Consider the following 20,782-nt stretch of genomic DNA (forward strand, 5'->3'; position numbering starts at 1 on the left):
ACGGAAAAAATTCCGAAAAATCTTCGCGCGTGTGAAACTTATCGATCCGCTCCCTCGTATCTGTCGCAGTCCGCAAGGCTGAATTGTGAATGCGATAGCGAGGAAACATGTTCGACACCGAAGCGAAGCGAAAAGACAGCCGGCGAAACATCGCCGTGATCGGAACAGGCATTTCCGGTCTATCGGCCGCCTGGCTCTTGTCGCAACGGCATGACGTTACGGTTTTCGAGGCCGCAGACCGCGTCGGCGGCCACAGCAACACGGTGACCTTCACGACCGAAAAGGGACCGGTTTCCGTCGACACCGGTTTCATCGTTTATAATGAAGTGACCTACCCCAATCTCACAACGCTTTTCAAAACACTGGATGTGCCGACTGCGGCATCCAACATGTCCTTTGCCGTTTCGCTGGATGAGGGCGGTTTCGAATATTCCGGCGGCACCGGCTTTGGCCTGCTCGCGCAAAAGAGAAACGCCATCAGGCCACGCTTCTGGGCGATGCTGTCAGATCTATTGCGCTTTTATCGCAACGCCCCGCGCGATCTGCCCGTCATGGGCGATATCTCGCTCGATGATTACCTGTCGCGCAATCACTATGGGCCGGCGTTTCGAGATGATCATCTCTACCCCATGGCGGCGGCCATCTGGTCCACGCCGGCAATGGAGGTGGGCCGTTATCCGGCCGCACATTTCATAAAATTCTGCAGCAACCATGGTCTGCTCCTGCTGCGCAACCGTCCCGTCTGGCGCACCGTCGTCGGCGGTGCCCAGGAATATGTGAAACGCATCACGGCACCCTTCGCCGACCGCATTCGTCTGTCGACACCGGTGAAAACGATCAGCCGTATCCCGGATTACATCGAGATCGCCGGGGAGAGCGGCAAATTCGAGCGTTTTGATGATGTGGTGATCGCCACGCATGCCGATCAGGCACTGGCGATGTTGAGCGACGCGACACGCGCCGAAAAGCGGATTCTCGGCGCATTCGCCTATACGAAAAACAGGGCTGTGCTTCACAGCGACAGCAGTTTCATGCCGCGCAGGCGTGCTGCATGGTCGAGCTGGAATTATGTGGCAGATACCCGAACTGGCACCGGCCAGCCGAGCATCACCTACTGGATGAACAGGCTTCAGCCTCTGGGTGACACCCCCGACACCTTCGTCACGCTCAATCCGGTGCGGGAGCCGGAGCAGGAAAAGATCATCGCCGAGGAAACCTACCATCACCCGGTTTTCGACGCCGGCACCGAGCAGATGCGGCAGGAACTCTGGGCCTTGCAGGGACTGCGAAACACATGGTTCTGCGGCGCCTATTTCGGCTCGGGTTTTCATGAGGACGGCCTTCAGGCAGGCCTTGCGGTCGCGGAAGACCTTGGTGGCCTGAAGCGGCCATGGCAGGTCGCCGAAGACAGCGGCCGGATTATTCGTCTGGATATGACGGCGATTGCGACCGACACCGAACTCATAGAGGCGATAGCATGACTCCTCCCCTCGCCTCCGCCCTCTTTCCCGGACATGTGACCCATGCGCGCTTCAAGCCGAAAGCGCACAGGCTGGCCTACCGGATTTATTCCCTGCTTCTCGACCTCGACGAGCTGGATGCGCTCGACGGCAAGCTGCGGCTTTTTTCCGTCGACCGGTTCAACCTGTTTTCTTTCCATCGCAGAGACCGCGGCGACAAAAGCGGAGCCGGACTGCGACAGCAGATCGAAAAGGCGATGCTGGCGGCAGACGTGCCGGTGGATGGCGGGCCGATACGCCTGCTCACCATGCCGCGTCTGCTGGGCTGGGCCTTCAACCCGCTGAGCGTGTTCTTCTGTTACGGTAAGGATGCCTCGCTCAGGGCCATTTTCTGGGAAGTCGACAACACTTTCGGGGAAAGACACTCCTATCTGATCCCGGTCGAGACGGACGGGGCAGCGGAAATCGTCCAGCGCTGCGACAAGGCCTTTTATGTCTCGCCCTTCATGGACATGGACCTCCGTTACGTTTTCCGGGTCATACCGCCCGGCGACAGGCTGAAGATCGTCATCGATACCTTCGACGGCGAAGGACAGGTTCTGACCGCCCGGCATCTGGCGCGGCGCGTCGAGTTGACGGACGCCGCCCTTCTGAAAGCATTCTTCGCCATCCCCTTCCTCACGCTCAAGGTGATCGGCGGCATTCACTGGGAAGCGCTCAAAATCTGGCTGAAGGGCGTGCGGTTCCGGAAGCGGCCGCTGCCGCCCTCTTCACCCGTCTCTTTCGTCCATCCTTCATCGTCACACATCGAGGCCAAGATAAATGACCCCGTTTGACAATCTCACGGAAATATCGACGGAAAACACGCTTTCCAACCGCAGCACCGGACCCGGCGGCTGGCTCATGAGCAGGCTGCTGAACAAGGTCTCAAGGGGAAGATTGCGCGTCATTCTTCCCGGCGGCGGCATCGTTGAAAAATGCGGCGAGAAAGACGGCAGCGAGGCGACCCTCATCCTCCATCGCTGGCGGGCGCTGCGGCGGCTGATCCTCAACGGCGATATCGGTTTCGCCGAGGGTTTCATCGAGGGCGACTGGACAACGCCGGATCTAACCACGCTGATCCGTTTCGCGGCCCAGAACCGCGAGGCCTTCACGGCTTCGATGCGCGGCAGCCCGCCGATGCGCCTTCTCAACCGGCTTGGCCACAGGCTCAACGCCAATACCCGGCGCGGCAGCCGCCGCAACATCGAGGCGCATTACGATCTCGGCAACGAGTTCTACCGGCAATGGCTCGATCCTTCGATGCTCTACTCGTCGGCGATTTTCGACGACACGACACCGACGCTTGAAGCGGCCCAGCTAAAAAAACTCGACCGCATCGCGGACAAACTGCAATTGAACGGCGGTGAAAGCATATTGGAGATCGGCTGCGGCTGGGGCGCACTCGCCATCCACCTCGCTACCAAGGCCAATGCCGACGTGACCGGCATCACCCTTTCGCCGTCGCAATTGAACTGGGCAAAAGCGGCAGCCGAAAAAGCGGACAAGGAGGCAAGCATCGATCTGAAACTGGAAGACTATCGTGATGTCGACGGCAAGTTCGATCGCATCGTCTCCGTTGAAATGTTCGAGGCGGTCGGAGAGGCCTATTGGCCGAGCTATTTCGAGACGCTGAAACGCTGCCTCAAACCCGGCGGTCGCGCCGTGCTGCAAATCATCTCCATCGAACCTGCCCGCTTCCACGATTATCGGCGCAAGGCGGACTTCATCCAGAAATACGTCTTTCCGGGCGGCTTTCTACCCTCTGACGAAGCACTTGAAAAAGCGATCGGCAAAGCCGGCCTGAGCCTCACCGACACCGAGCTTTTCGGCCAGTCCTATGCCCGCACGCTGGCGGAATGGCGGCAGCGCTTCCATGCGCGATGGCAGACGATTTCGCTCCTCGGTTTCGACGACCGCTTCAGAAGGCTCTGGGACTATTACCTCTGCTACTGCGAAGCCGGCTTTACCGAGGGAACCATCAATGTCGGCTTCTATACGATTGAACACCAATGAAGGCGGGGCGATAACTGCGGAGAAAGACGATGAAAATCAAGACATTGATAATCGCATTCGCCCTGTGTCCGACGCTGGCGGTCTTCGCTGCCGAAGCCGCCGATATCGACGGCAACTGGGCGCGCGGCGACGGCAACGCCAAAGTGCTGATCGCGCCCTGCGGCGACAATATCTGCGCCACCAACACCTGGATCAAGCCGGGCACCCCTAAGGAAAAGACCGGCGATCGGCTGGTCATGGATATAAAGCCCGATGAAAACGGCGTCTATTCGGGCACGGCCTTCGATCCGCAACGCGACAAATCCTACAGGATAACGGTGACGGTTGACGGCAACAGTATGACCACCAAGGGCTGCATCGTCGCAGGCCTCCTGTGCAAGGGCATCAGCTGGACCCGGATCGAATAGAAAGGAAAGACGATGAAGACCTATCTCGCAGCCTATTTCTTCACGCTTATCGCCTTTCTGGTGATCGATTTCATCTGGCTGAGCACCATGGCCTCGCGCCTCTATCGCCCGGCCATCGGCGATCTTCTGGCTGAAAACTTCCGGCTTGCGCCGGCTGTCATCTTTTATCTCATATACGCGGCTGGATTGACCTTTCTCGCGGTTCGGCCTGCCCTGATTTCGGGCCAATGGACGACGGCGCTGCTGTATGGTGCAGCCGTCGGTTTCATGGCCTATGCCACATATGATCTCACCAATCAGGCGACATTGAAAAACTGGTCCACGACATTGACTATCGCAGACCTCCTGTGGGGAACCTTCGTTTCCGCAGCGGCCGCCATCATCGGTTACCTCGTCACCGTGAGGCTGGTCGGTCCGCTGGAAAATCCGGCAGGTGTATTATGACAGCGGCGACCCTTGCCGATTTTTTCCGCCCGGCCATCATATGGGATGGACGACGCGAACTTCATTTTGCGCTTGTCTTGCCTTCCCGCAAAAGACAACCCTATAAAGGAAGCGCAGCAAGGGACGTTCGAATGCAAGGCACAGAGATCGCAAGCCTTATCAACCGCGTCGGCATGGGCGATCGTTCGGCATTCGTCTCGCTTTATCAGGCCACGAGCCCGAAGCTTTTTGCAATCTGCCTGAAGATCCTGCGTGACAGGACCGAAGCCGAAGAGGCATTGCAGGAAATCTATATCAAGGTCTGGCAGCGCGCCCGCACATTTGCCGCAAGCGCCGGCAAACCGGCCACATGGCTTGCCGCCATCGCCCGCAACCATGCGATCGATACGATCAGGGCGCGCAAACCGTCAACCGACGACATTGACGAGGCTTATGACATTGCCGACGACAGCATCCGTAACCCGGAACAGCAGATCGTGCTGGCGGATGAGGGCCGCAGGATCGATGAATGCATGCGTGAACTCGAAACGGTTCATGCACAGGCGATACGCCGCGCCTATGTCGAGGGCTTGAGCTATCTCGAACTCGCCGAGGAATTGCGGGTACCGCTCAACACGGTCAGAACCTGGCTGAGACGCAGCCTTCTCAAACTCAGAGAGTGCATGCAGCGATGACGACGGGCGAACAGAGCGATGGCATGTATTCGCGCGACGAGGTTCTCGCCGGCGAATATGTGCTTGGCGTGCTGCCGATCGAGAAGCGGCGCGAGGTTGAACGCCGCCTGCAGGACGACAATGCCTTCGCGCAACTCGTCCAGCGCTGGGAGATGGAGTTTTCCGACTTCAACGCCGATTATGAAGAACAGATGCCGGGCGCAACTGTTCTTGCCCGCATAGAGGAACGGCTGTTCGGCCGCAGGGATATCCATGCCAATGGCAGCCTGTGGAGTTCGGCATCCTTCTGGCGGTGGATATCGGTCGCCACAAGCGCAACCGCCGTCGCCGCGGTTGTTTACGCCGCCTTTCCGGACAGATGGCAGGGGACCACCCCTCTCGTCGCCGAACTCGCGACAACGGACAGCCAGGTCAATCTCCTCGCCTCCTACGATGCGGAATCCGGCCGCATGCGCATCGTTCCCGTCGCAACCGGCAAGATCGATGAAAAGTCGCTGGAACTGTGGCTCGTGATGGATGGCGGCAAGACGCGCTCGCTCGGCGTATTCCAGCCCGGCGCAAACGGCGATCTCATCATTCCCGCAGATATGCGTGGCAATATCGGCGAAGGCACGACCTTCGCCATCAGCGTCGAGCCTTTCGGCGGCTCGCCAACCGGTCAGGCGACCGGTCCCGTCATCGCCGTGGGCACCGCACGCCACCTGTGAGACGATTGAAAGCCCATTCATGAGTTTGCCACTTCATGCGCAAACAAGAAAAGATGCACAGGCTCCAATCGCCGCAAAAAGGAAGTTCAGCGGCGGCTCGCATCATTCCCCATGTCGGCTGCCGCGATGCAGCCATGGCATCTCCACTGGCGAGACAAAGTATGTGATGCCGTGGACATCATCTTTCCAAACCAGATAAGCGGACATGCAACGCGTCTCCGGGAGGAATCCGATATGAGGTTCGACGAGAAAACGTCCCTCTGACCCGGCGCGGCGTCCAGCATCGAGCGCTTCCCAATAAAAATCCTCAAATTCCTGGAGATCGGCAAGGCGGGAACGCCGAAGGGAGCGTTCCTTCTCTTTGCAGAAGACAGTCGCCAATTTGGCCCTGTAATCGTTACACGGCGTCAACGTCTCCCAATCAACCTCAAGCGTCTCTATGCTGTAGGCAAATAGATCAGTGCTCATGCTCAGCCTTCACTTAACGCACAACAGCGTAAATTGCGGGCGCAACGACGAGAAAAATCGATCCAGACACGACTACGCCCAAGACAATAAACTCCCACAGAAAGCGTGCTATCGATCGTTGCTGCATCGAGATCGGTATTTTTGGTGACATATCGTAACCTCAGATTCTAACCGCCATCCGACTTGATACGGTCTCGATTAGTGCGTTGTTTTTTCGCGGCTGAAGACGTCTCCAACCTCGAGGCGCGCCTCTCCGGTCAAAGACTGAATCTCGTCAGCACTGGCATTGCCCTCCATCTTCGCAAAACGCAGCGCGGCTTCTTTGTCGATAAAAAGCCCCCCTATGAGACCGAGCTTGTCGGAGACGAGCCAGCAGCCTGTCCTGTTTTGACCCACGGTGAATCGAAAGATGGTGCGCCGTTTCGGTTGAGAGACTTTCATTTTTCGTTGCATGATCGAGTCCTGTCGGGAAAAGGTTTTTTCAATGCCGGTTTGCAGAAGGTTGCAGCTTCTTACTGAACCGACTGCATGATCAGCGACACGGCCAGCAGCAGCCCGCCGACAACCGCCAGCAGGCGGAAAAACATGGAGACATCGGTGGACGCTCTGCGTCTGATTGGCGGCACCCGCGGATTGGTTTTGTCTGACATCACTCTCCTGCGAAGTTCCGCCTGTAATCGATAATAAAGACCCAAGGGCTGGTTCATTTCCAAAACTCCAAAAGCGATTGAGGGTTGTGACTAGAAAGCAGTTATTGACGGGAGAAGGCGGAGCGCTGGTCGTTGGAGTTGTCAGCCACCCATCCATCGGCCCGGGCGACCTTTGCTTCGTAGATCAGGTTGCTTTGATTGGCGCTGGTCGTGATTCTCCGCATCGACTTAAGCGCCAGCAGAATGTTTTCTGCCGTCTCCCCATCAACGCCGGTCAGCGGTAGCCGCACCCCATCGTTGATGCCTCGCAAGCACGACAATGCGGACTTGAGGACAGCGGCCTGGCTCTCATGCGCAAATGCTTTTAATAGCAATTGCAACTGCCGATGCACCTGACGTGCCGGCTCCAGATCGCCGCGTCTTATCGCGCGGTGCATGAAGACCACGGCTGACGGGCATATGTTTGCCACCGCCGAAATGGAACCATCGCAACGTGCAATGCTTTCGAAGGGCCCGCTCTCATCTTCTATGAAGTGGGCAATGTTTTCGACGCTTCGATCCTTGCCGATGGTCGCAGATGACGAATCCCAGGCGTCGTCTACAACACCAATGACGGCGGGTATTCGCAGCAGAAGACGAAGTGTCTCCGACTTGATTTCGACACCCGCATGATATGGGTCGTTGTGGATGACAATCGGTATCGTCGTTGCCGTCGTGACCCTTTCAAAATGCTGTATGATCCCCTTCTGGCCGGGACGGTTGTAATATGGCTGCACAATCAGAGCGGCATCCGCGCCGAGTTGTTCCGCTTCCGACGTTCTCTGGCATGTCGTCTCCGTACTGCAGGTGCCCGTTGCCGCGATGATCGGAATGCGTCCTCTGGAAATGTGCACGGCACGGCTTATCAGGCTCCGGCGCTCCACGGCTGACAACGTTGTTCCTTCCCCGATCAGGGAATTGACCACCAGCCCTTCAACACCTTCTTCTATCTGCCATTCCACGATGTGATCGAAGGCTGCGTAGTCTACCTGTCCTTTAAGGAATGGGGTAACGAGAGGCGTCATCACGCCGCCGGGCAAAAGCCTTTTCGCTGTCATGTCAATGATCCTTCCTTTTTTGCGATGTGCTTGGGTTTCGCAGCCTCTTCGAGAGCGTGAGCAGCGCCAGGAACAGAGCGCTTTCCAGATCCTCATGGAGGGCGGTCGACTTTCTCCGCGATCCTCCCAGCATGACGGAGGTGGAACAAAACCAGCCTCGATCGGTACGCCGCAATGTCTCAAGACTTACGGGCGGGCTTTGAGCAGATATCGCGAGCAGCAGCGCATCGAAAATTGCGTTGGCCTGTAGCAAAACCCGAAACCGCCTCCCGGTGGAATTGTCAGGAGAACAGAGTTCAGGCAGCGCACCCTTCATGAAAGACCAGACGTGCTCTTCACGGACTTTCGAACCATTCAGGATACGATTTTGAAGGCTTGCTGTATCTGGACAATCTTGGTGCATCGGAGCTGCTTCATCTGAACATGCTCCACCCTAGTGCCAATCATCATAGGATTTCGATTGGCCTGCGCCGTCTAAGAAATAAAGAAACCATAAGAACACCGCCGGACATTCCGTCCGGGTGTCTCCAATGCCGCGCACTGGCGCGGTTTCCATCAACGCTGGAGAATACAGTGATTTTTACGGCCAACACTGCTTGATGTCACCGCATGCGATTACACGGAGCGCGCGCGAAAAAACGCGGCAAAATAAGCGTATGCTGGACGTGAATGATCGTTCGGGAAAAAGTGGAGCGGGTAGCGGGAATCGAACCCGCGTATTCAGCTCGGAAGGCTTCCATATTGTTCAATGATGTCAATGGTGCCGTGTCACTATGTATTTTTTACGTTCCTCTCCGAACATGAATAGAGGACACGTTTTGTTCACGGTGTTGACTCCCTCCCCACCTATCCCATAATCAGGTTCAGCGCAGGGCGGCGCGCATCACAACATCAAGGGAAAACGAAACTCTGTCACAGGAGGGAAAGCCCGTGCGCGAAGATGAGAAATACCAGCCTAAGCTTGAATCGAAATTGATGTGGCCCGATCTGGTTTGCCCAACTACCGGCGGCATCGTGCAAATGTATACCGCCAAGATAGAGGGTATACAGGCCGCCGCGATCAGAAGAGAAATGGCCGGCCAGAGTAAGGGCATGTGGGTGTGGTCTGGATGCGATGCCGTTCCATTTAATCGTCTGAGCGACGGGCGCCTTGACCAGGGAATGGAGAAGACCGCCCGGCTTGCCGTTCAACGAGCGGAAGAATACTTCTTCGCGCTGATGCCTTCCCCGATACGGGCGAAATGCCGTGTGAAGATCAACAATAAATGGGATCCGGACAATGAGCGATCAGACCAATAAGGCCGGTGACGGCATCCACGAGAACCATTGGTGCGAGCATCCGGGGTGTAAGGAATGGGGCGGCTTCGGGTATTCTTGATCGAAGGCCGACAAGTCATCCTGGCATTGCTGGGTGCATTGTCCGTACAAGGAGCCGCCCAGATGATAACTCGCGTCGCTCGACAGAAGCGCGAGGCCGAAGCATTGGCCGTTAGGGCGAATCCCCGTTACCAAATATTGCCACCATCGCTACCGAGGCAACTCGTCCTATAATCGTCGTGCGCACTGGAAATGTCCTCGACCGTCGCAAGCCACAATTGAGCATTCACCCCTGGTTAAGATCGCAAACGTCATTGTCCATGGAACTGCGACGCTTTGTCGACGTTAAGTCACTCATCGGGAGTCGAAATCATGAGACTATTAAGCTTAGCAATTGGTATGTTGTCCGTCGGTATCCTCTCTGGATGCGTGGATGACAGCGGATATCAATCGGGCGGTTACTACGCGTCGAGCGTTCAGTATCGTTCCAATGAGCGTGAACGATACTACCGCGACTACGACCGGCGCAATTACAATCGTCGCGACTATGTGCGTCGTGACCGTGACCGCCATGATTATGTTCGACCGGAGAGGGGGCCGCAAAGAGATCCTTCCGGAAACAGCAGAGAATGGATCGATCAAGGCGGTGGCAGAGGGTACGAGCGAGCCGTCGTCAACGGGCAGGTCATTTACAGGACGGGGAAACACGTCCAGCCGGGCAACTAAAAGCACGCCGCCAGGTACTGCAGATCGAAGGGCGAACCATCGACTTGGCGCTTTCTGGGCGCACTACCCGCACAAGGATACTGTCAAGGTTGGGGGCGTTCCAAACGGTCAAGCCGATGCGAAATGATCTCCCACATGCGCTCCTGCTCAGATCGGGGCACTATGTCATTCCGGATGGCGGCGATGGAGCTTTCCATTCTTTGCCGATCTTCCGCGCCTCGTGCTTACCGCCAATCCATCTCTTGGCGCGAAACAGTCTTATCGGAAAACAGGCTAAAGGTGCCTTCAATGCGGTCTTGGCGGTTACTGAGCGTGCAATAGACGAATGTACCGGCGGCGATAAGCATCGCAGAGCACACGCCGGCCGCCTCGTGATAGATGAAGACTACGGAAAGCCCTACTGGAATAATCGATACACCGAGAAATTTAAGAAGGTGAGAAATGCTGCCGGCGTTCCATCAAACGTGTGGTCGATGGACTCTCGCGCTGGTGCTGTTTCAGAAACAGTCGAAGCGACGGGATCGCTGGAAGCTGCAAGAGATTTGGCAACGCACACGACGACAAAGACGACTAGGCGCTACAGCCGTGGCGATGGTTTGGAAACGAGCAGGAAGATAGCCGAAGCCAGAGAGAAAAACAGAACCTGACACGTTCTGACACGGCATTGATGTAAGTTGTTGAAAAATATGGAGCGGGTAGCGGGAATCGAACCCGCGTATTCAGCTTGGAAGGCTGCTGCTCTACCATTGAGCTATACCCGCGGTGGTGATTTCGATCCGTGCAGAATGGTGGAGGGAGTTGGATTTGAACCAACGTAGGCGTAGCCAACGGATTTACAGTCCGTCCCCTTTAACCACTCGGGCATCCCTCCAGCTTTCTGCTAGGATCGAGCGACCAAGCTCTTTCAGATTTCGCTGCGGCGAAGCGCCGTTGCGTCGTCTGTGGCGCGTATATGACGGCCTCGTTCGTTTCTGTCAACACGCCCTTTCACGAATTTTCGGGAAAAAATTCAAACATCTTTACCGCCCTGTGGATTATCGCGGGGGCTGGTATACGCCTCTTCCCGGAGATATAAGGCGCCATGAGCAAAGACGATCCCAACAACAAATCCACCCGCGACACGCATTACGCCACCTTGCGCCGTGCCGTGCGCGATGCCAAACGCGAGCGGGGCGAAATTCCAACCCCGCAGCAGCCGAAGCGCAGGAACCGCGGTGCGGATGACTGGAAGCCACCGCAGCTGGCACCCGATCAGGTCCATCTTTACGGCCTGCATACCGTGCGTGCGGCGCTTGCCAATCCCGAGCGGCAGCTGATCAAGCTGTCCGTCACCCAGAACGCCCTTGCGCGTCTGGATATCGGCGAAGCGGATGCCCAGCCCTTCCCGGTCGAGATGGTTTCGCCGCAGGATATCGACAAGGTACTCGGCCCCGAGGCGATTCATCAGGGCGTGATGCTGGAAACCAAGCCGCTGCCGGTCAAGAAGCTCAACGCCTTGCAGGACAGCCCGCTCATCCTCGTGCTTGATCAGGTGACCGATCCGCATAATGTCGGCGCCATCATGCGCTCGGCAGTCGCCTTTAATGCCGGCGCCGTCATCACCACCATGCGCCACAGCCCGACCGAGTCAGGTGTGCTGGCGAAATCCGCCTCCGGCGCGCTGGAACTCATCCCCTATATCCAGGTCACCAATCTGGCCGATGCGCTGGGCGAATTGCACAAGCTCGGCTTCTTCTCCGTGGGACTGGATTCGGAGGGCCCCGCCCCCATCGAACAGACCTTCAGCGGCAAAAAGATCGCGCTGGTCCTGGGCGCCGAAGGCAAGGGACTGCGCCAGAAGACACGCGAAACCGTCTCTGCGCTCGCCCGTCTCGATATGCCTGGCGAGATCAAATCGCTCAACGTATCGAACGCGGCGGCCATCGCCCTTTACGCAACGCAGCAATTTCTGGGCAAAGCCTCGTCCTGAGGCTTTCCCTTCCTTGCGAAATCGCAAAGCGCAACGCATGCTGCGCCTCTGACATTCGCAAGGAGCAAATTGAGACATGACCGACCTGCCCATCAAACCGACCGGCGAGCTGACGCTCAGAACGCTCGCCATGCCGGCAGACGCCAATCCGGCCGGTGATATTTTCGGTGGCTGGGTCATGTCCCAGATGGACTTGGCGAGCGGCATCCGCGCGGCGGAGCGTTCGCGCTGTCGCGTCGTTACGGCGGCGGTCAAGGAAATGGCCTTCGAACTGCCGGTGAAGATTGGCGACACGCTCTCCATCTATACCGATATCGCCCGTGTCGGCCGCACCTCCATCACGTTGACCGTGGAAGCCTGGGCCCAGCGGTCGCGTTACGACAAGCTTGAAAAGGTCACCGCCGGCACCTTCATCATGGTGGCGATGGACGAACACGGGCAACCGACGCCCATTCCTGCGGCGGAGTAAGGCACCATGGAGGCCGCCGTCAACGCTGCGGAAGCCTATTCGCACATCCGTGCCGTCATGGGCATGGTGGTCGGCCTCAGCCTCGCCCGCCTGCTGACCGGTCTCGCCGGTTTCGTCCAGCATCCCAAGAAGGAGCGCATCTATCCCCTGCATATCGGCTGGGTGGCGTTTCTATTCCTGATGCTGGTGCATTTCTGGTGGTGGGAACATCGGCTTTCCGCCACCGGCCACGTGCTGGGCTTCGGCGCTTTCCTCTTCCTCATCCTGTTCTGCTCGCTGTTCTATTTCCTCTGCGTGCTGCTGTTTCCGACGGAGATGAAGGAATATAAGGGATATGAGGATTATTTCTTTTCGCGCAAAAGCTGGTTCTTCGCTTTTCTGGCAGCGCTTTTTATTACGGATGTCGGCGACACGCTGCTGAAGGGACAGGACTACCTCTCCTCCCTCGGCGCGGAATATCTCATCCGTACAGCCATTTACGTCATTCTGTTCACGCTGGCGGTCTTCATCGATAATCGCCGCTTTCACCGGTTTCTTGTGGTTTTCGCGCTGATCTATCAGATCGCCTGGATTTTCCGCACCTACGACCTGCTGGCCTGAAGAAAGACTTCGCCACTCTCGTCATTGTGTCGCGGTGACAATTCGCCGCAAATATGACATTTCGATTCCATGGGATTCATTCGCAGGATCATGCAGGACAGGAGTTCGGCTGGCGCCATCGCCACGCTGGCGGTTCTGCTTTTCCTTTTGCAGGGTCTCGCCAATGGCCTGACCAGCGGCAATATGGCGATGGCCGCGCTTGCCGCGGATGAGATCATCTGTTCCAGCCATATGCCTGAGGGCGGCGGCAAGCAGGACCCCGCCGGCAAGATTGCCGCGGACTGCTGCGGCACGCTCTGCCGTCTGGCATCGGCCACGATCGCCACGCTTCCGGTCACGCCTGTCGAACGGGCGGACAGAATCACGCCGACGGACGAAGTCGCTTTTGTGAACTTCGACGCGGCCTTGCCGCCATCACCACCCAATCTGGAATCGCGCCCGCGCGCGCCGCCTTCCGCTCCGCAAAACTGAGACCTTCCCGGCTCGCCGGAAAATCAATCTTCTTGCGGAGACATTCATGTCCGTTACGACCTCTTTCGAGGGCGAGCGCGCGCCTGCGCATTCCTCGTCCGTCAATCTTTACCGCGCCGTATGGCGCTGGCACTTCTATGCCGGCCTCTTCGTCCTGCCTTTCATGATATCGCTCGCCGTAACCGGCGCGCTCTATCTGTTTCGCGACGAAATCGACAATCTCATTCATTCGGATCTGAAGCGCATAGAGGTGGTGCAGGACGCCCCCAAAGCACTGCCTTCCGAGATCGTGGCGGCAGCCCTCGCAGCCGTTCCAGGCACGGCAGTCAAATATACGACACCTGCCGATCCGGGCGCCTCAACGGAAATCACCGTCAATACGGCGGATGGTAAACGCGCCGTCTACGTCAACCCCTATACGGCGCAGGTAACTGGCTCACTGCCGGATCGCGGCACCGTCATGTGGACGATCCGTTACCTGCACAGCCTGAAATATTTCGGCACCTACACCCGTTATCTGATCGAGATCGCCGCCGGCTGGTCCATCCTCCTCGTCGCTACCGGCATCTATCTCTGGTGGCCACGCAAGCAGACGGGTGGCGTCGTCACGGTGCGCGGCACACCGAAAAAACGGGTGTTCTGGCGCGATACCCATGCCGTCACCGGCATTTTTGTCGGCTTTCTCATCGTCTTCCTTGCCGTTACCGGCATGCCCTGGTCGGGCGTGTGGGGTGCGAAGGTGAATGAATGGGCAAATGGCAGCAATTTTGGATATCCGGCGGGGGTGCGCACCGATGTTCCCATGTCGGGCGACCATCTCGATCACGTGGCAAAAACGAGCTGGTCGCTGGAACAGGCAAAAATTCCGGAATCGACGGCCGCTGCCGAAAGCCGGCCGATCGGAATAGATGAGGCAATCGCCCGTTTCGACGGACTTGGCCTTGCCCCCGGTTATGCGGTGGCGCTTCCGGGAAAACCGACAGGGGTCTATAGCGGCTCGATTTATCCGGACGATCTGGCGCAACAGCGCGTCGTCCATCTCGATCAATATAGCGGCGAACCCCTGATCGACATGAGTTATGCCGATTACGGCCCGCTCGGCAAGGCGCTGGAATGGGGCATCAATGTGCATCTGGGCCAGCAATATGGCCTCGCCAATCAGATCGTACTCGTGATGGCCTGTATCGGCATCATCCTGCTTGCCGTATCCGCCGGCATCATGTGGTGGAAGCGTCGCCCGAAAGGTTCACTCGGCGTGCCGCCTTTGCCCCAGGAAAAACGCGTCCTGCGTGGCCTAATCGCTCTGCTCGCCATCGGCGGCATCGTGTTCCCGCTGGTGGGCGCGAGCCTGCTGGCAATGCTGGCGCTGGATATGGCCGTTCAGGCCCGCCAGAGGCGACGCGCGCTCTGAAAAGACAAACCGGCCGGGAGCAATCCCGGCCGGTTCCATGCTTTTGGCCAGAGAGCGGAAGCCGCCTCAGAACATCGTATTGTTGTTCGCCGCCTTTTCCGGAACCTCCTGGATCACGTCCCAGTGCTCGGTGATCTTGCCATCGGTGACCCGGAAAATATCGACGATGGCCCTGCCGCGATCACTTTCATTTTCCGTCGAATGAATGTGCAGATAGACCAGATCGCCATCCGTGGCGCTACGCACGATCCGCGCTTTCGACTGCGGATTCTCCTTGAAGAAGCCAGTAAAATAATTGACGAACGGCGCCTTGCCGTCCGGCACCATCGGGTTGTGCTGCTTGTAGCTGTCGACGAGGACGGCGGCGCCCTTGTCTACCTCATGCTTGTTGAAGACCGTATCGTAGAACTCGATCACCAGTTTGCGATTGGCTTCTTCCTGCGCGAAATCCCGCGTTGCGGTTTGCGCCAGAACGGGCGCAGCCATCAAGGCGGGCACGAGAGCGAAAGCGGCGATGGCAAGACGGCGTGTTACGAAATTCATGGGTGATACCTCTCAATAACCGATGGTGAAACGCTGGCGGGAATGCTGCGGCTTCTCGATTTCATCGACGAGCGCGATGGCATAGTCTTCGAAGGAAATACGGCTGCCTTCGTCATTGCTGAGGAGGCTATCCTTGCCGAGACGGAATTTGCCGGTTCTCTCACCCGGCACGAATTCGGCTGACGGCGACAGGAAGGTCCAGTCGAGCTGTTTTTCCTGCTTCAGAATATCCAGAAACTCCGCGCCCTTGGTGGCCTCGGCCTTGTAGGCGGCCGGGAAATCCGGCAGGTCGACCACGCGCTGGCCCGGTGCGATTTCGAGACTGCCAGCCCCGCCGACCACGAGATAGCGCTGAACGCCGGAAGCGCGCACGGCCTCGATCAGCGTTGCTGGATCGCTGGCGGTGAAATGCACCGAGCTGATCACGGCATCGTGACCCTTCAGCAGTTCCGAAAGCCCTGCCTGATCGAAAACATCGCCCTTCTTTGCCACCACATTCGGCAGGCTGGCGATCTTTTCGGGATTGCGGGCGATTGCCGTCACCTGATGTCCCCGGTCGGAAAGTTCCTTCAGAATACGGGACCCGGCATTGCCGGAAGCGCCGATGAGCGCGATTTTAGCCATGGCTTCTTTCCTCTTGTCACTATCGTTACCGGTCTAGATTATAGACCGCGAACAAGAGCTATGGTATCGCAGCCGTAGTCGCAAGAAGTCAGCGGCGGCTGATCTGGTCACATGGCGATGACCTGCAAGGGTAAAAAGGGCAAGGGGTAAGAACATGGCGGATACGCAGACGAAAGAAGTTTTTCCTTTCGATCAGCCCTGCCCCATCCGCGACGTGCTGGACCGTATCGGCGATCAATGGAGCCTTTTGGTTCTGGAAGCCCTGCAGGGCGGCGTGCTGCGCTTCAACGAGCTGAACCGCAGGATCGACGATATTTCCAAGCAGATGTTGTCGCGCACCCTGAAGCGGCTGGAAGAAGACGGCTTCATCCGCCGCACGCTTTATGCCGAAGTGCCGCCGCGCGTGGAATATGAACTCACCAATCTCGGCCGTTCATTCCTGGTGCCGATGCAGTTGCTGGTGCAATGGGCCGATGAAAACCACGTCCGCATCTGCAGGGCGCGTCAGCAATATTCCGAAAACGACAATCGCAGCTGAGCGCCGAGCGGTGGGACGCCGGCTCGCAAACGATGACTAGGCGAGCCGGTAAACCTTGCAGACCAGCCCTTCCGGCTGGCGATAGGTGGTGAAACCCATCGCGTCATAATAATTCTGCCCGAGCAGATTGTCCGCACCGATGCTGGCGTCGATATTTTTCAGGCCGCGAACCTCCGCCGCCTTTCGCGTCGCCGCGAAGAGAGCGGATCCAACGCCTCTTCGCGCCGCATGCGGGCTGACATGAGTGCCGATGATGCCCCAGCCTTCCGCAACGTCATAAGGGTTGTCGGCCTGCGCGTAACGCAGCGACTGAAACCCGAGAATGCGACCGTTTTCATCCTCGGCGATCGAACATTCGATGCGGTCCGTGTGCTGAATGTAATTTGCCAGCACCGTATCAATATCCGTTGGCGCTTTTCGGAGACCGGCGGCGAATATCTCGTTCTGAACCGCCGCCATTCCAGCCGCGTCATCAAGTTTTGCAGATCGTATTTTCATCGACACATAACCTCGGTTGTTGCGGCTGGCAGACGGGTGGCAGTTGCCCATTCAAGACCGGAAGATGAAAGAAGCGCCGAAGGCGATCAGTGCGAAACCGATCACATGGTTGATCGTGATGCTTTCTTTCAGCCAGAAGATCGAGAACAGCGCGAAGACCGCAAGCGTGATGACCTCCTGAATGGTCTTGAGCTGTGCGGTCGAATAGACCTCCGAGCCGATGCGGTTGGCGGGAACGGCGAGCATATATTCGAAGAAGGCGATACCCCAGCTGGCGACAATCGCCAGGAAGAGCGCGCTGCCCTTGTGCTTGAGATGCCCATACCAGGCGAAAGTCATGAAAACATTGGAGGCGATGAGCATCAGGACAGGCCAGATGTGGGCGGGGCTGATCGAGAACGGCATGATGGTTCCTGAAAATAGGGAGGGAGGTCATGAAAGGCAGTTTGAAAACGCAACCATCATTCTGCCCGTATGGATTTGCTCTAGCGCATCGGCGCGAAAACCGGAATCGATTTTCGACAGGTTTCGGTAAAGCTGCATTCAGCCGCTACGCAACGCATCCGCCCTGATTTTGTTCCGCAGGCTTCGTTTCCTTTTTGTACTCATTTTTTCACGGCATCCTCTTCCCTTTGCGCGTGACTCCCTCCATATTTCGCCCATGGCCAGATCACCGAAAAATCCCTCGCCCTCGAACTCCGGCTTCGAGGAAGCCCCGCAATCGTCGTTTGAAGGCGCGCCGCTCAGCGGCAGCGTCGCCGACTGGGTGAAGCAGCTTGAGGCGGAGGCAGAGGCGGGCTCGGTGGAAACCCAGCGCGAAATCGCCTCGAAAGCGGGTAAGCACCGCAAGAAGATCGAGATCGAGGCCCGCAAGGAAGCGGAAAAGGCAGCCACCAAAACCGCAAAGAACACCACGACCTCCAAGACCGCGCGCGGTGTTTCCATCGGCGCATCGAGCGATCCGAAAACCCGCGCCGCTGCCGGTCTCAATCCGGTTGCGGGCATGGACGTGTCGCTGGAGGAAGCCGCCAATCTCGCGCCTGGCGCCGTCACCGCCACGGTGGATGCGCTGTCGAAACTGATCGAGAGCGGCAATCCGCTGTTCAAGGACGGCAAGCTCTGGACACCGCACCGCCCGGCCCGGCCGCCGAAATCGGAAGGTGGGGTCGCCATCCGCATGGCCTCGGACTACAAGCCGGCCGGCGACCAGCCGACGGCCATCAGTGACCTCTTGGAAGGCATCAATTCCGGCGAGCGCAGCCAGGTCCTGCTCGGTGTCACCGGCTCGGGCAAGACCTTCACCATGGCCAAGGTGATCGAGGCCACACAGCGCCCGGCCGTCATCCTCGCCCCCAACAAGACGCTGGCCGCGCAGCTCTATTCGGAGTTCAAGAACTTCTTCCCCGACAATGCGGTGGAATATTTCGTCTCCTACTACGATTATTACCAGCCGGAAGCCTATGTGCCGCGCTCCGACACCTTCATCGAGAAGGAATCCTCGATCAACGAACAGATCGACCGGATGCGCCACTCCGCCACCCGCTCGCTGCTGGAGCGCGACGACTGCATCATCGTCGCCTCGGTGTCGTGCATCTACGGTATCGGCTCGGTGGAAACCTATACGGCCATGACCTTCCAGATGCAGGTGGGCGACCGGCTGGACCAGCGCCAGCTTCTCGCCGACCTCGTGGCCCAGCAATACAAACGCCGCGACATGGATTTCCAGCGCGGTTCGTTCCGGGTGCGCGGTGATACCATCGAAATCTTCCCCGCCCACCTTGAAGATGCCGCCTGGCGCATCTCGATGTTCGGCGACGAGATCGATTCCATCACCGAATTCGACCCGCTGACGGGCCAGAAGACCGGCGACCTGCAATCGGTCAAGATTTACGCCAATTCGCACTATGTCACCCCGCGCCCGACGCTGAACGGCGCGATCAAGTCGATCAAGGAAGAGTTGAAGGTCCGCCTCGCCGAACTTGAGAAAGCAGGACGACTGCTGGAAGCCCAGCGACTGGAACAGCGCACCCGCTACGATATCGAGATGCTGGAAGCGACCGGCTCCTGCGCCGGCATCGAGAACTATTCGCGTTACCTCACCGGCCGTAACCCCGGCGAGCCGCCGCCGACCCTGTTCGAATATATCCCCGACAACGCCCTGCTCTTCATCGACGAAAGCCACGTCTCCGTCAGCCAGATCGGCGGCATGTATCGCGGCGACTTCAGGCGCAAGGCAACGCTGGCCGAATATGGCTTCCGCCTGCCCTCCTGCATGGACAACCGGCCGCTGCGCTTCGAGGAATGGGATGCGATGCGCCCGCTCACCGTCGCGGTTTCGGCCACACCCGGCTCATGGGAAATGGAGCAATCGGGCGGCGTCTTCGCCGAACAGGTCATCCGCCCCACCGGCCTCATCGATCCGCCGGTGGAAGTACGTTCCGCCCGCAGCCAGGTGGACGACGTTCTCGGTGAAATCCGCGAGACCGCCGCCAAGGGTTACCGCACGCTCTGCACCGTGCTGACCAAACGCATGGCCGAGGATCTGACCGAATATCTGCATGAACAGGGCGTCCGCGTCCGTTACATGCACTCGGATATCGACACGCTGGAACGCATCGAGATCATCCGCGACCTGCGCCTCGGCGCTTTCGACGTTCTCGTCGGCATCAACCTGCTGCGCGAAGGCCTCGATATCCCCGAATGCGGTTTCGTCGCCATCCTCGATGCCGACAAGGAAGGCTTCCTGCGCTCGGAAACCTCGCTGATCCAGACCATCGGCCGCGCCGCCCGTAACGTCGACGGCAAGGTCATCCTTTATGCCGACAATATCACCGGCTCGATGAAACGGGCGATGGAGGAAACCTCCCGCCGCCGCGAAAAGCAGATGGCCTATAATGCCGAACACGGCATCACGCCGGAATCGGTCAAGGCAAAAATCTCGGATATTCTTGATTCTGTTTATGAGCGAGATCACGTAAGGGCCGATATTTCTGGCACTTCCGGCAAGGGCTTCGCCGATGGTGGCCATCTGGTCGGCAACAATCTCCAGTCCCACCTCAACGCGCTGGAAAAATCCATGCGCGACGCCGCCGCCGATCTCGACTTCGAAAAGGCCGCGCGCCTGCGCGACGAAATCAAGCGCCTCAAGGCCGCCGAACTGGCGACCATGGACGATCCCATGGCCAAGGAGGAGGCCCGCGCCGTTGAAGGCGGCGGAAAAAACAACAGACGCAGCCACTTGTCGATCTCCCCTTCTGAGGGTGAGACGTCCGGCAGGACAGAGGCGGTTGCCGCAACGAACGAAAGCGGCAAGTCCCTCTTCGCCAAACCCTCGCTGGATGAAATGGGCCCCGGCTCTGACGGGGGAAAACCGCTGTTCCGCAGGAACACACTGGACGAGATGACGGTGGGCAGGACCGAAAAACCCGTGCGCGGCGCTGTGCCCGACAAGCCCGAAACCGAACCCGGCAAACGGTTCTCACCGCTTCTCGAAGGCCAGCCCGAACGGACCACGGATGATCCGCGGCCGCTGGTGCGTGGCAAGATCGGCGCGGGTTCCTATGAGGATGCCGGCGAACAGAAGCGCAAGAGCCGGACCAAGGGCAAGACGGGCCGGCCGGGGCGGTGAAGGCTGGGCTGCCGTCGCAGCTCACC

The 20,782-nt window shown here is 58.3% G+C and carries 25 protein-coding genes and 2 tRNA genes; 17 read left to right on the forward strand and 10 right to left on the reverse strand.

The features are described 5' to 3' along the window. The first annotated feature begins 107 nt into the window (after positions 1–107). The 7 genes from AC1ROR_RS07340 to AC1ROR_RS07370 all read left to right on the forward strand — a co-directional run bounded on the left by AC1ROR_RS07340 (position 108) and on the right by AC1ROR_RS07370 (position 5,747). Positions 108–1,481: an NAD(P)/FAD-dependent oxidoreductase gene (locus tag AC1ROR_RS07340; protein ID WP_498589005.1), complete on the forward strand. Its 1,374-nt coding sequence runs from the start codon at positions 108–110 to the stop codon at positions 1,479–1,481. Beyond that, positions 1,478–2,296: a DUF1365 domain-containing protein gene (locus AC1ROR_RS07345; protein WP_498589006.1), complete on the forward strand. Its 819-nt coding sequence runs from the start codon at positions 1,478–1,480 to the stop codon at positions 2,294–2,296. The genes AC1ROR_RS07340 and AC1ROR_RS07345 overlap by 4 nt, the downstream gene beginning before the upstream one ends. Continuing rightward, positions 2,283–3,515, forward strand: a complete 1,233-nt coding sequence (locus tag AC1ROR_RS07350) for a class I SAM-dependent methyltransferase (protein ID WP_498589007.1) — start codon at positions 2,283–2,285, stop codon at positions 3,513–3,515. Before AC1ROR_RS07345 ends, AC1ROR_RS07350 begins: the two co-directional genes overlap by 14 nt. A 29-nt stretch (positions 3,516–3,544) precedes the next feature. Continuing rightward, positions 3,545–3,922, forward strand: a complete 378-nt coding sequence (locus AC1ROR_RS07355; RefSeq protein ID WP_498589008.1) for a DUF2147 domain-containing protein — start codon at positions 3,545–3,547, stop codon at positions 3,920–3,922. Between the two features lie 12 nt (positions 3,923–3,934). Beyond that, entirely contained in the window at positions 3,935–4,366 is a 432-nt protein-coding gene (locus AC1ROR_RS07360) for a DUF2177 family protein (RefSeq protein WP_035224027.1), read from the forward strand. Between the two features lie 131 nt (positions 4,367–4,497). Further along, positions 4,498–5,040 carry a sigma-70 family RNA polymerase sigma factor gene (locus tag AC1ROR_RS07365; protein WP_035224306.1) on the forward strand — a complete coding sequence of 181 codons (543 nt, stop codon included), beginning with the start codon at positions 4,498–4,500 and terminating at the stop codon, positions 5,038–5,040. Continuing rightward, entirely contained in the window at positions 5,037–5,747 is a 711-nt protein-coding gene (locus tag AC1ROR_RS07370; RefSeq protein ID WP_498589009.1) for an anti-sigma factor, read from the forward strand. The genes AC1ROR_RS07365 and AC1ROR_RS07370 overlap by 4 nt, the downstream gene beginning before the upstream one ends. 102 nt (positions 5,748–5,849) lie before the next feature. Here the strand turns inward: AC1ROR_RS07370 and AC1ROR_RS07375 are convergent, their stop codons facing one another. The 4 genes from AC1ROR_RS07375 to AC1ROR_RS07390 form a co-directional block, all read right to left on the reverse strand. Then, on the reverse strand, positions 5,850–6,215 hold the full coding sequence (locus tag AC1ROR_RS07375) for a hypothetical protein (RefSeq protein WP_498589010.1): 366 nt from the start codon (positions 6,213–6,215) through the stop codon (positions 5,850–5,852). 198 nt (positions 6,216–6,413) lie between these two features. Continuing rightward, positions 6,414–6,668, reverse strand: a complete 255-nt coding sequence (locus AC1ROR_RS07380; protein ID WP_498589011.1) for a hypothetical protein — start codon at positions 6,666–6,668, stop codon at positions 6,414–6,416. 59 nt (positions 6,669–6,727) lie between these two features. After that, positions 6,728–6,922 (reverse strand): hypothetical protein, encoded by a 195-nt coding sequence (locus tag AC1ROR_RS07385; RefSeq protein WP_139786041.1) that lies wholly within the window; start codon positions 6,920–6,922, stop codon positions 6,728–6,730. A gap of 44 nt (positions 6,923–6,966) precedes the next feature. Then, the gene (locus AC1ROR_RS07390) at positions 6,967–7,962 is read right to left on the reverse strand and encodes a dihydrodipicolinate synthase family protein (RefSeq protein ID WP_051796268.1); all 996 of its coding nucleotides are present in this window, start codon (positions 7,960–7,962) and stop codon (positions 6,967–6,969) included. 930 nt (positions 7,963–8,892) lie between these two features. Here AC1ROR_RS07390 and AC1ROR_RS07395 point away from each other — a divergent pair. The 3 genes from AC1ROR_RS07395 (at position 8,893) to AC1ROR_RS07405 (ending at position 10,652) form a co-directional block, all read left to right on the forward strand. Beyond that, positions 8,893–9,261, forward strand: a complete 369-nt coding sequence (locus AC1ROR_RS07395; RefSeq protein WP_035224019.1) for a hypothetical protein — start codon at positions 8,893–8,895, stop codon at positions 9,259–9,261. A gap of 390 nt (positions 9,262–9,651) precedes the next feature. Next, positions 9,652–10,005, forward strand: a complete 354-nt coding sequence (locus AC1ROR_RS07400; RefSeq protein ID WP_308400449.1) for a hypothetical protein — start codon at positions 9,652–9,654, stop codon at positions 10,003–10,005. A 116-nt stretch (positions 10,006–10,121) separates the two neighbouring features. Next, complete coding sequence (locus AC1ROR_RS07405) at positions 10,122–10,652, forward strand: hypothetical protein (RefSeq protein ID WP_498589012.1); 531 nt, start codon at positions 10,122–10,124, stop codon at positions 10,650–10,652. 40 nt (positions 10,653–10,692) lie between these two features. Here the strand turns inward: AC1ROR_RS07405 and AC1ROR_RS07410 are convergent. Further along, positions 10,693–10,766: transfer RNA gene (locus AC1ROR_RS07410), tRNA-Gly, on the reverse strand. Between the two features lie 25 nt (positions 10,767–10,791). Further along, a tRNA-Tyr gene (locus AC1ROR_RS07415) sits at positions 10,792–10,876 on the reverse strand. 210 nt (positions 10,877–11,086) lie between these two features. On the opposite strand from AC1ROR_RS07415, the gene rlmB reads away from it, so the two are divergent. The 5 genes from rlmB to AC1ROR_RS07440 all read left to right on the forward strand — a co-directional run bounded on the left by rlmB (position 11,087) and on the right by AC1ROR_RS07440 (position 14,925). Further along, positions 11,087–11,974: a 23S rRNA (guanosine(2251)-2'-O)-methyltransferase RlmB gene (gene rlmB / locus AC1ROR_RS07420; protein WP_035224014.1), complete on the forward strand. Its 888-nt coding sequence runs from the start codon at positions 11,087–11,089 to the stop codon at positions 11,972–11,974. 76 nt (positions 11,975–12,050) lie between these two features. Continuing rightward, positions 12,051–12,443: an acyl-CoA thioesterase gene (locus AC1ROR_RS07425; RefSeq protein ID WP_003495115.1), complete on the forward strand. Its 393-nt coding sequence runs from the start codon at positions 12,051–12,053 to the stop codon at positions 12,441–12,443. Between the two features lie 6 nt (positions 12,444–12,449). Continuing rightward, on the forward strand, positions 12,450–13,043 hold the full coding sequence (locus tag AC1ROR_RS07430) for a hypothetical protein (protein ID WP_035224010.1): 594 nt from the start codon (positions 12,450–12,452) through the stop codon (positions 13,041–13,043). Between the two features lie 69 nt (positions 13,044–13,112). After that, on the forward strand, positions 13,113–13,514 hold the full coding sequence (locus tag AC1ROR_RS07435; RefSeq protein WP_498589013.1) for a DUF2946 family protein: 402 nt from the start codon (positions 13,113–13,115) through the stop codon (positions 13,512–13,514). Positions 13,515–13,560: 46 nt separating this feature from the next. Further along, positions 13,561–14,925, forward strand: a complete 1,365-nt coding sequence (locus AC1ROR_RS07440; RefSeq protein ID WP_498589014.1) for a PepSY-associated TM helix domain-containing protein — start codon at positions 13,561–13,563, stop codon at positions 14,923–14,925. Between the two features lie 66 nt (positions 14,926–14,991). Here the strand turns inward: AC1ROR_RS07440 and AC1ROR_RS07445 are convergent, their stop codons facing one another. Further along, positions 14,992–15,468 (reverse strand): nuclear transport factor 2 family protein, encoded by a 477-nt coding sequence (locus AC1ROR_RS07445; protein WP_003495107.1) that lies wholly within the window; start codon positions 15,466–15,468, stop codon positions 14,992–14,994. Positions 15,469–15,480: 12 nt separating this feature from the next. Then, the gene (locus tag AC1ROR_RS07450; RefSeq protein WP_313616568.1) at positions 15,481–16,092 is read right to left on the reverse strand and encodes an NAD(P)-dependent oxidoreductase; all 612 of its coding nucleotides are present in this window, start codon (positions 16,090–16,092) and stop codon (positions 15,481–15,483) included. A 154-nt stretch (positions 16,093–16,246) separates the two neighbouring features. Between AC1ROR_RS07450 and AC1ROR_RS07455 the strand changes: the two genes are divergently transcribed. Continuing rightward, positions 16,247–16,630 (forward strand): winged helix-turn-helix transcriptional regulator, encoded by a 384-nt coding sequence (locus AC1ROR_RS07455; RefSeq protein ID WP_498589015.1) that lies wholly within the window; start codon positions 16,247–16,249, stop codon positions 16,628–16,630. 36 nt (positions 16,631–16,666) lie between these two features. Here AC1ROR_RS07455 and AC1ROR_RS07460 read toward each other — a convergent pair whose 3' ends face one another. Beyond that, positions 16,667–17,089 (reverse strand): GNAT family N-acetyltransferase, encoded by a 423-nt coding sequence (locus tag AC1ROR_RS07460; protein WP_498589186.1) that lies wholly within the window; start codon positions 17,087–17,089, stop codon positions 16,667–16,669. Between the two features lie 90 nt (positions 17,090–17,179). Beyond that, positions 17,180–17,533 (reverse strand): DMT family protein, encoded by a 354-nt coding sequence (locus AC1ROR_RS07465; protein ID WP_035223996.1) that lies wholly within the window; start codon positions 17,531–17,533, stop codon positions 17,180–17,182. A 256-nt stretch (positions 17,534–17,789) separates the two neighbouring features. Here AC1ROR_RS07465 and uvrB point away from each other — a divergent pair, with 256 nt between their 5' ends. Then, a complete protein-coding gene (gene uvrB / locus AC1ROR_RS07470) occupies positions 17,790–20,756 on the forward strand; it encodes an excinuclease ABC subunit UvrB (RefSeq protein WP_498589016.1) in 2,967 nt (988 codons plus the stop codon). The last annotated feature ends 26 nt before the right edge of the window (positions 20,757–20,782 follow it).

The organism is Agrobacterium sp. GW821-FHT14E08, assembly GCF_058803865.1.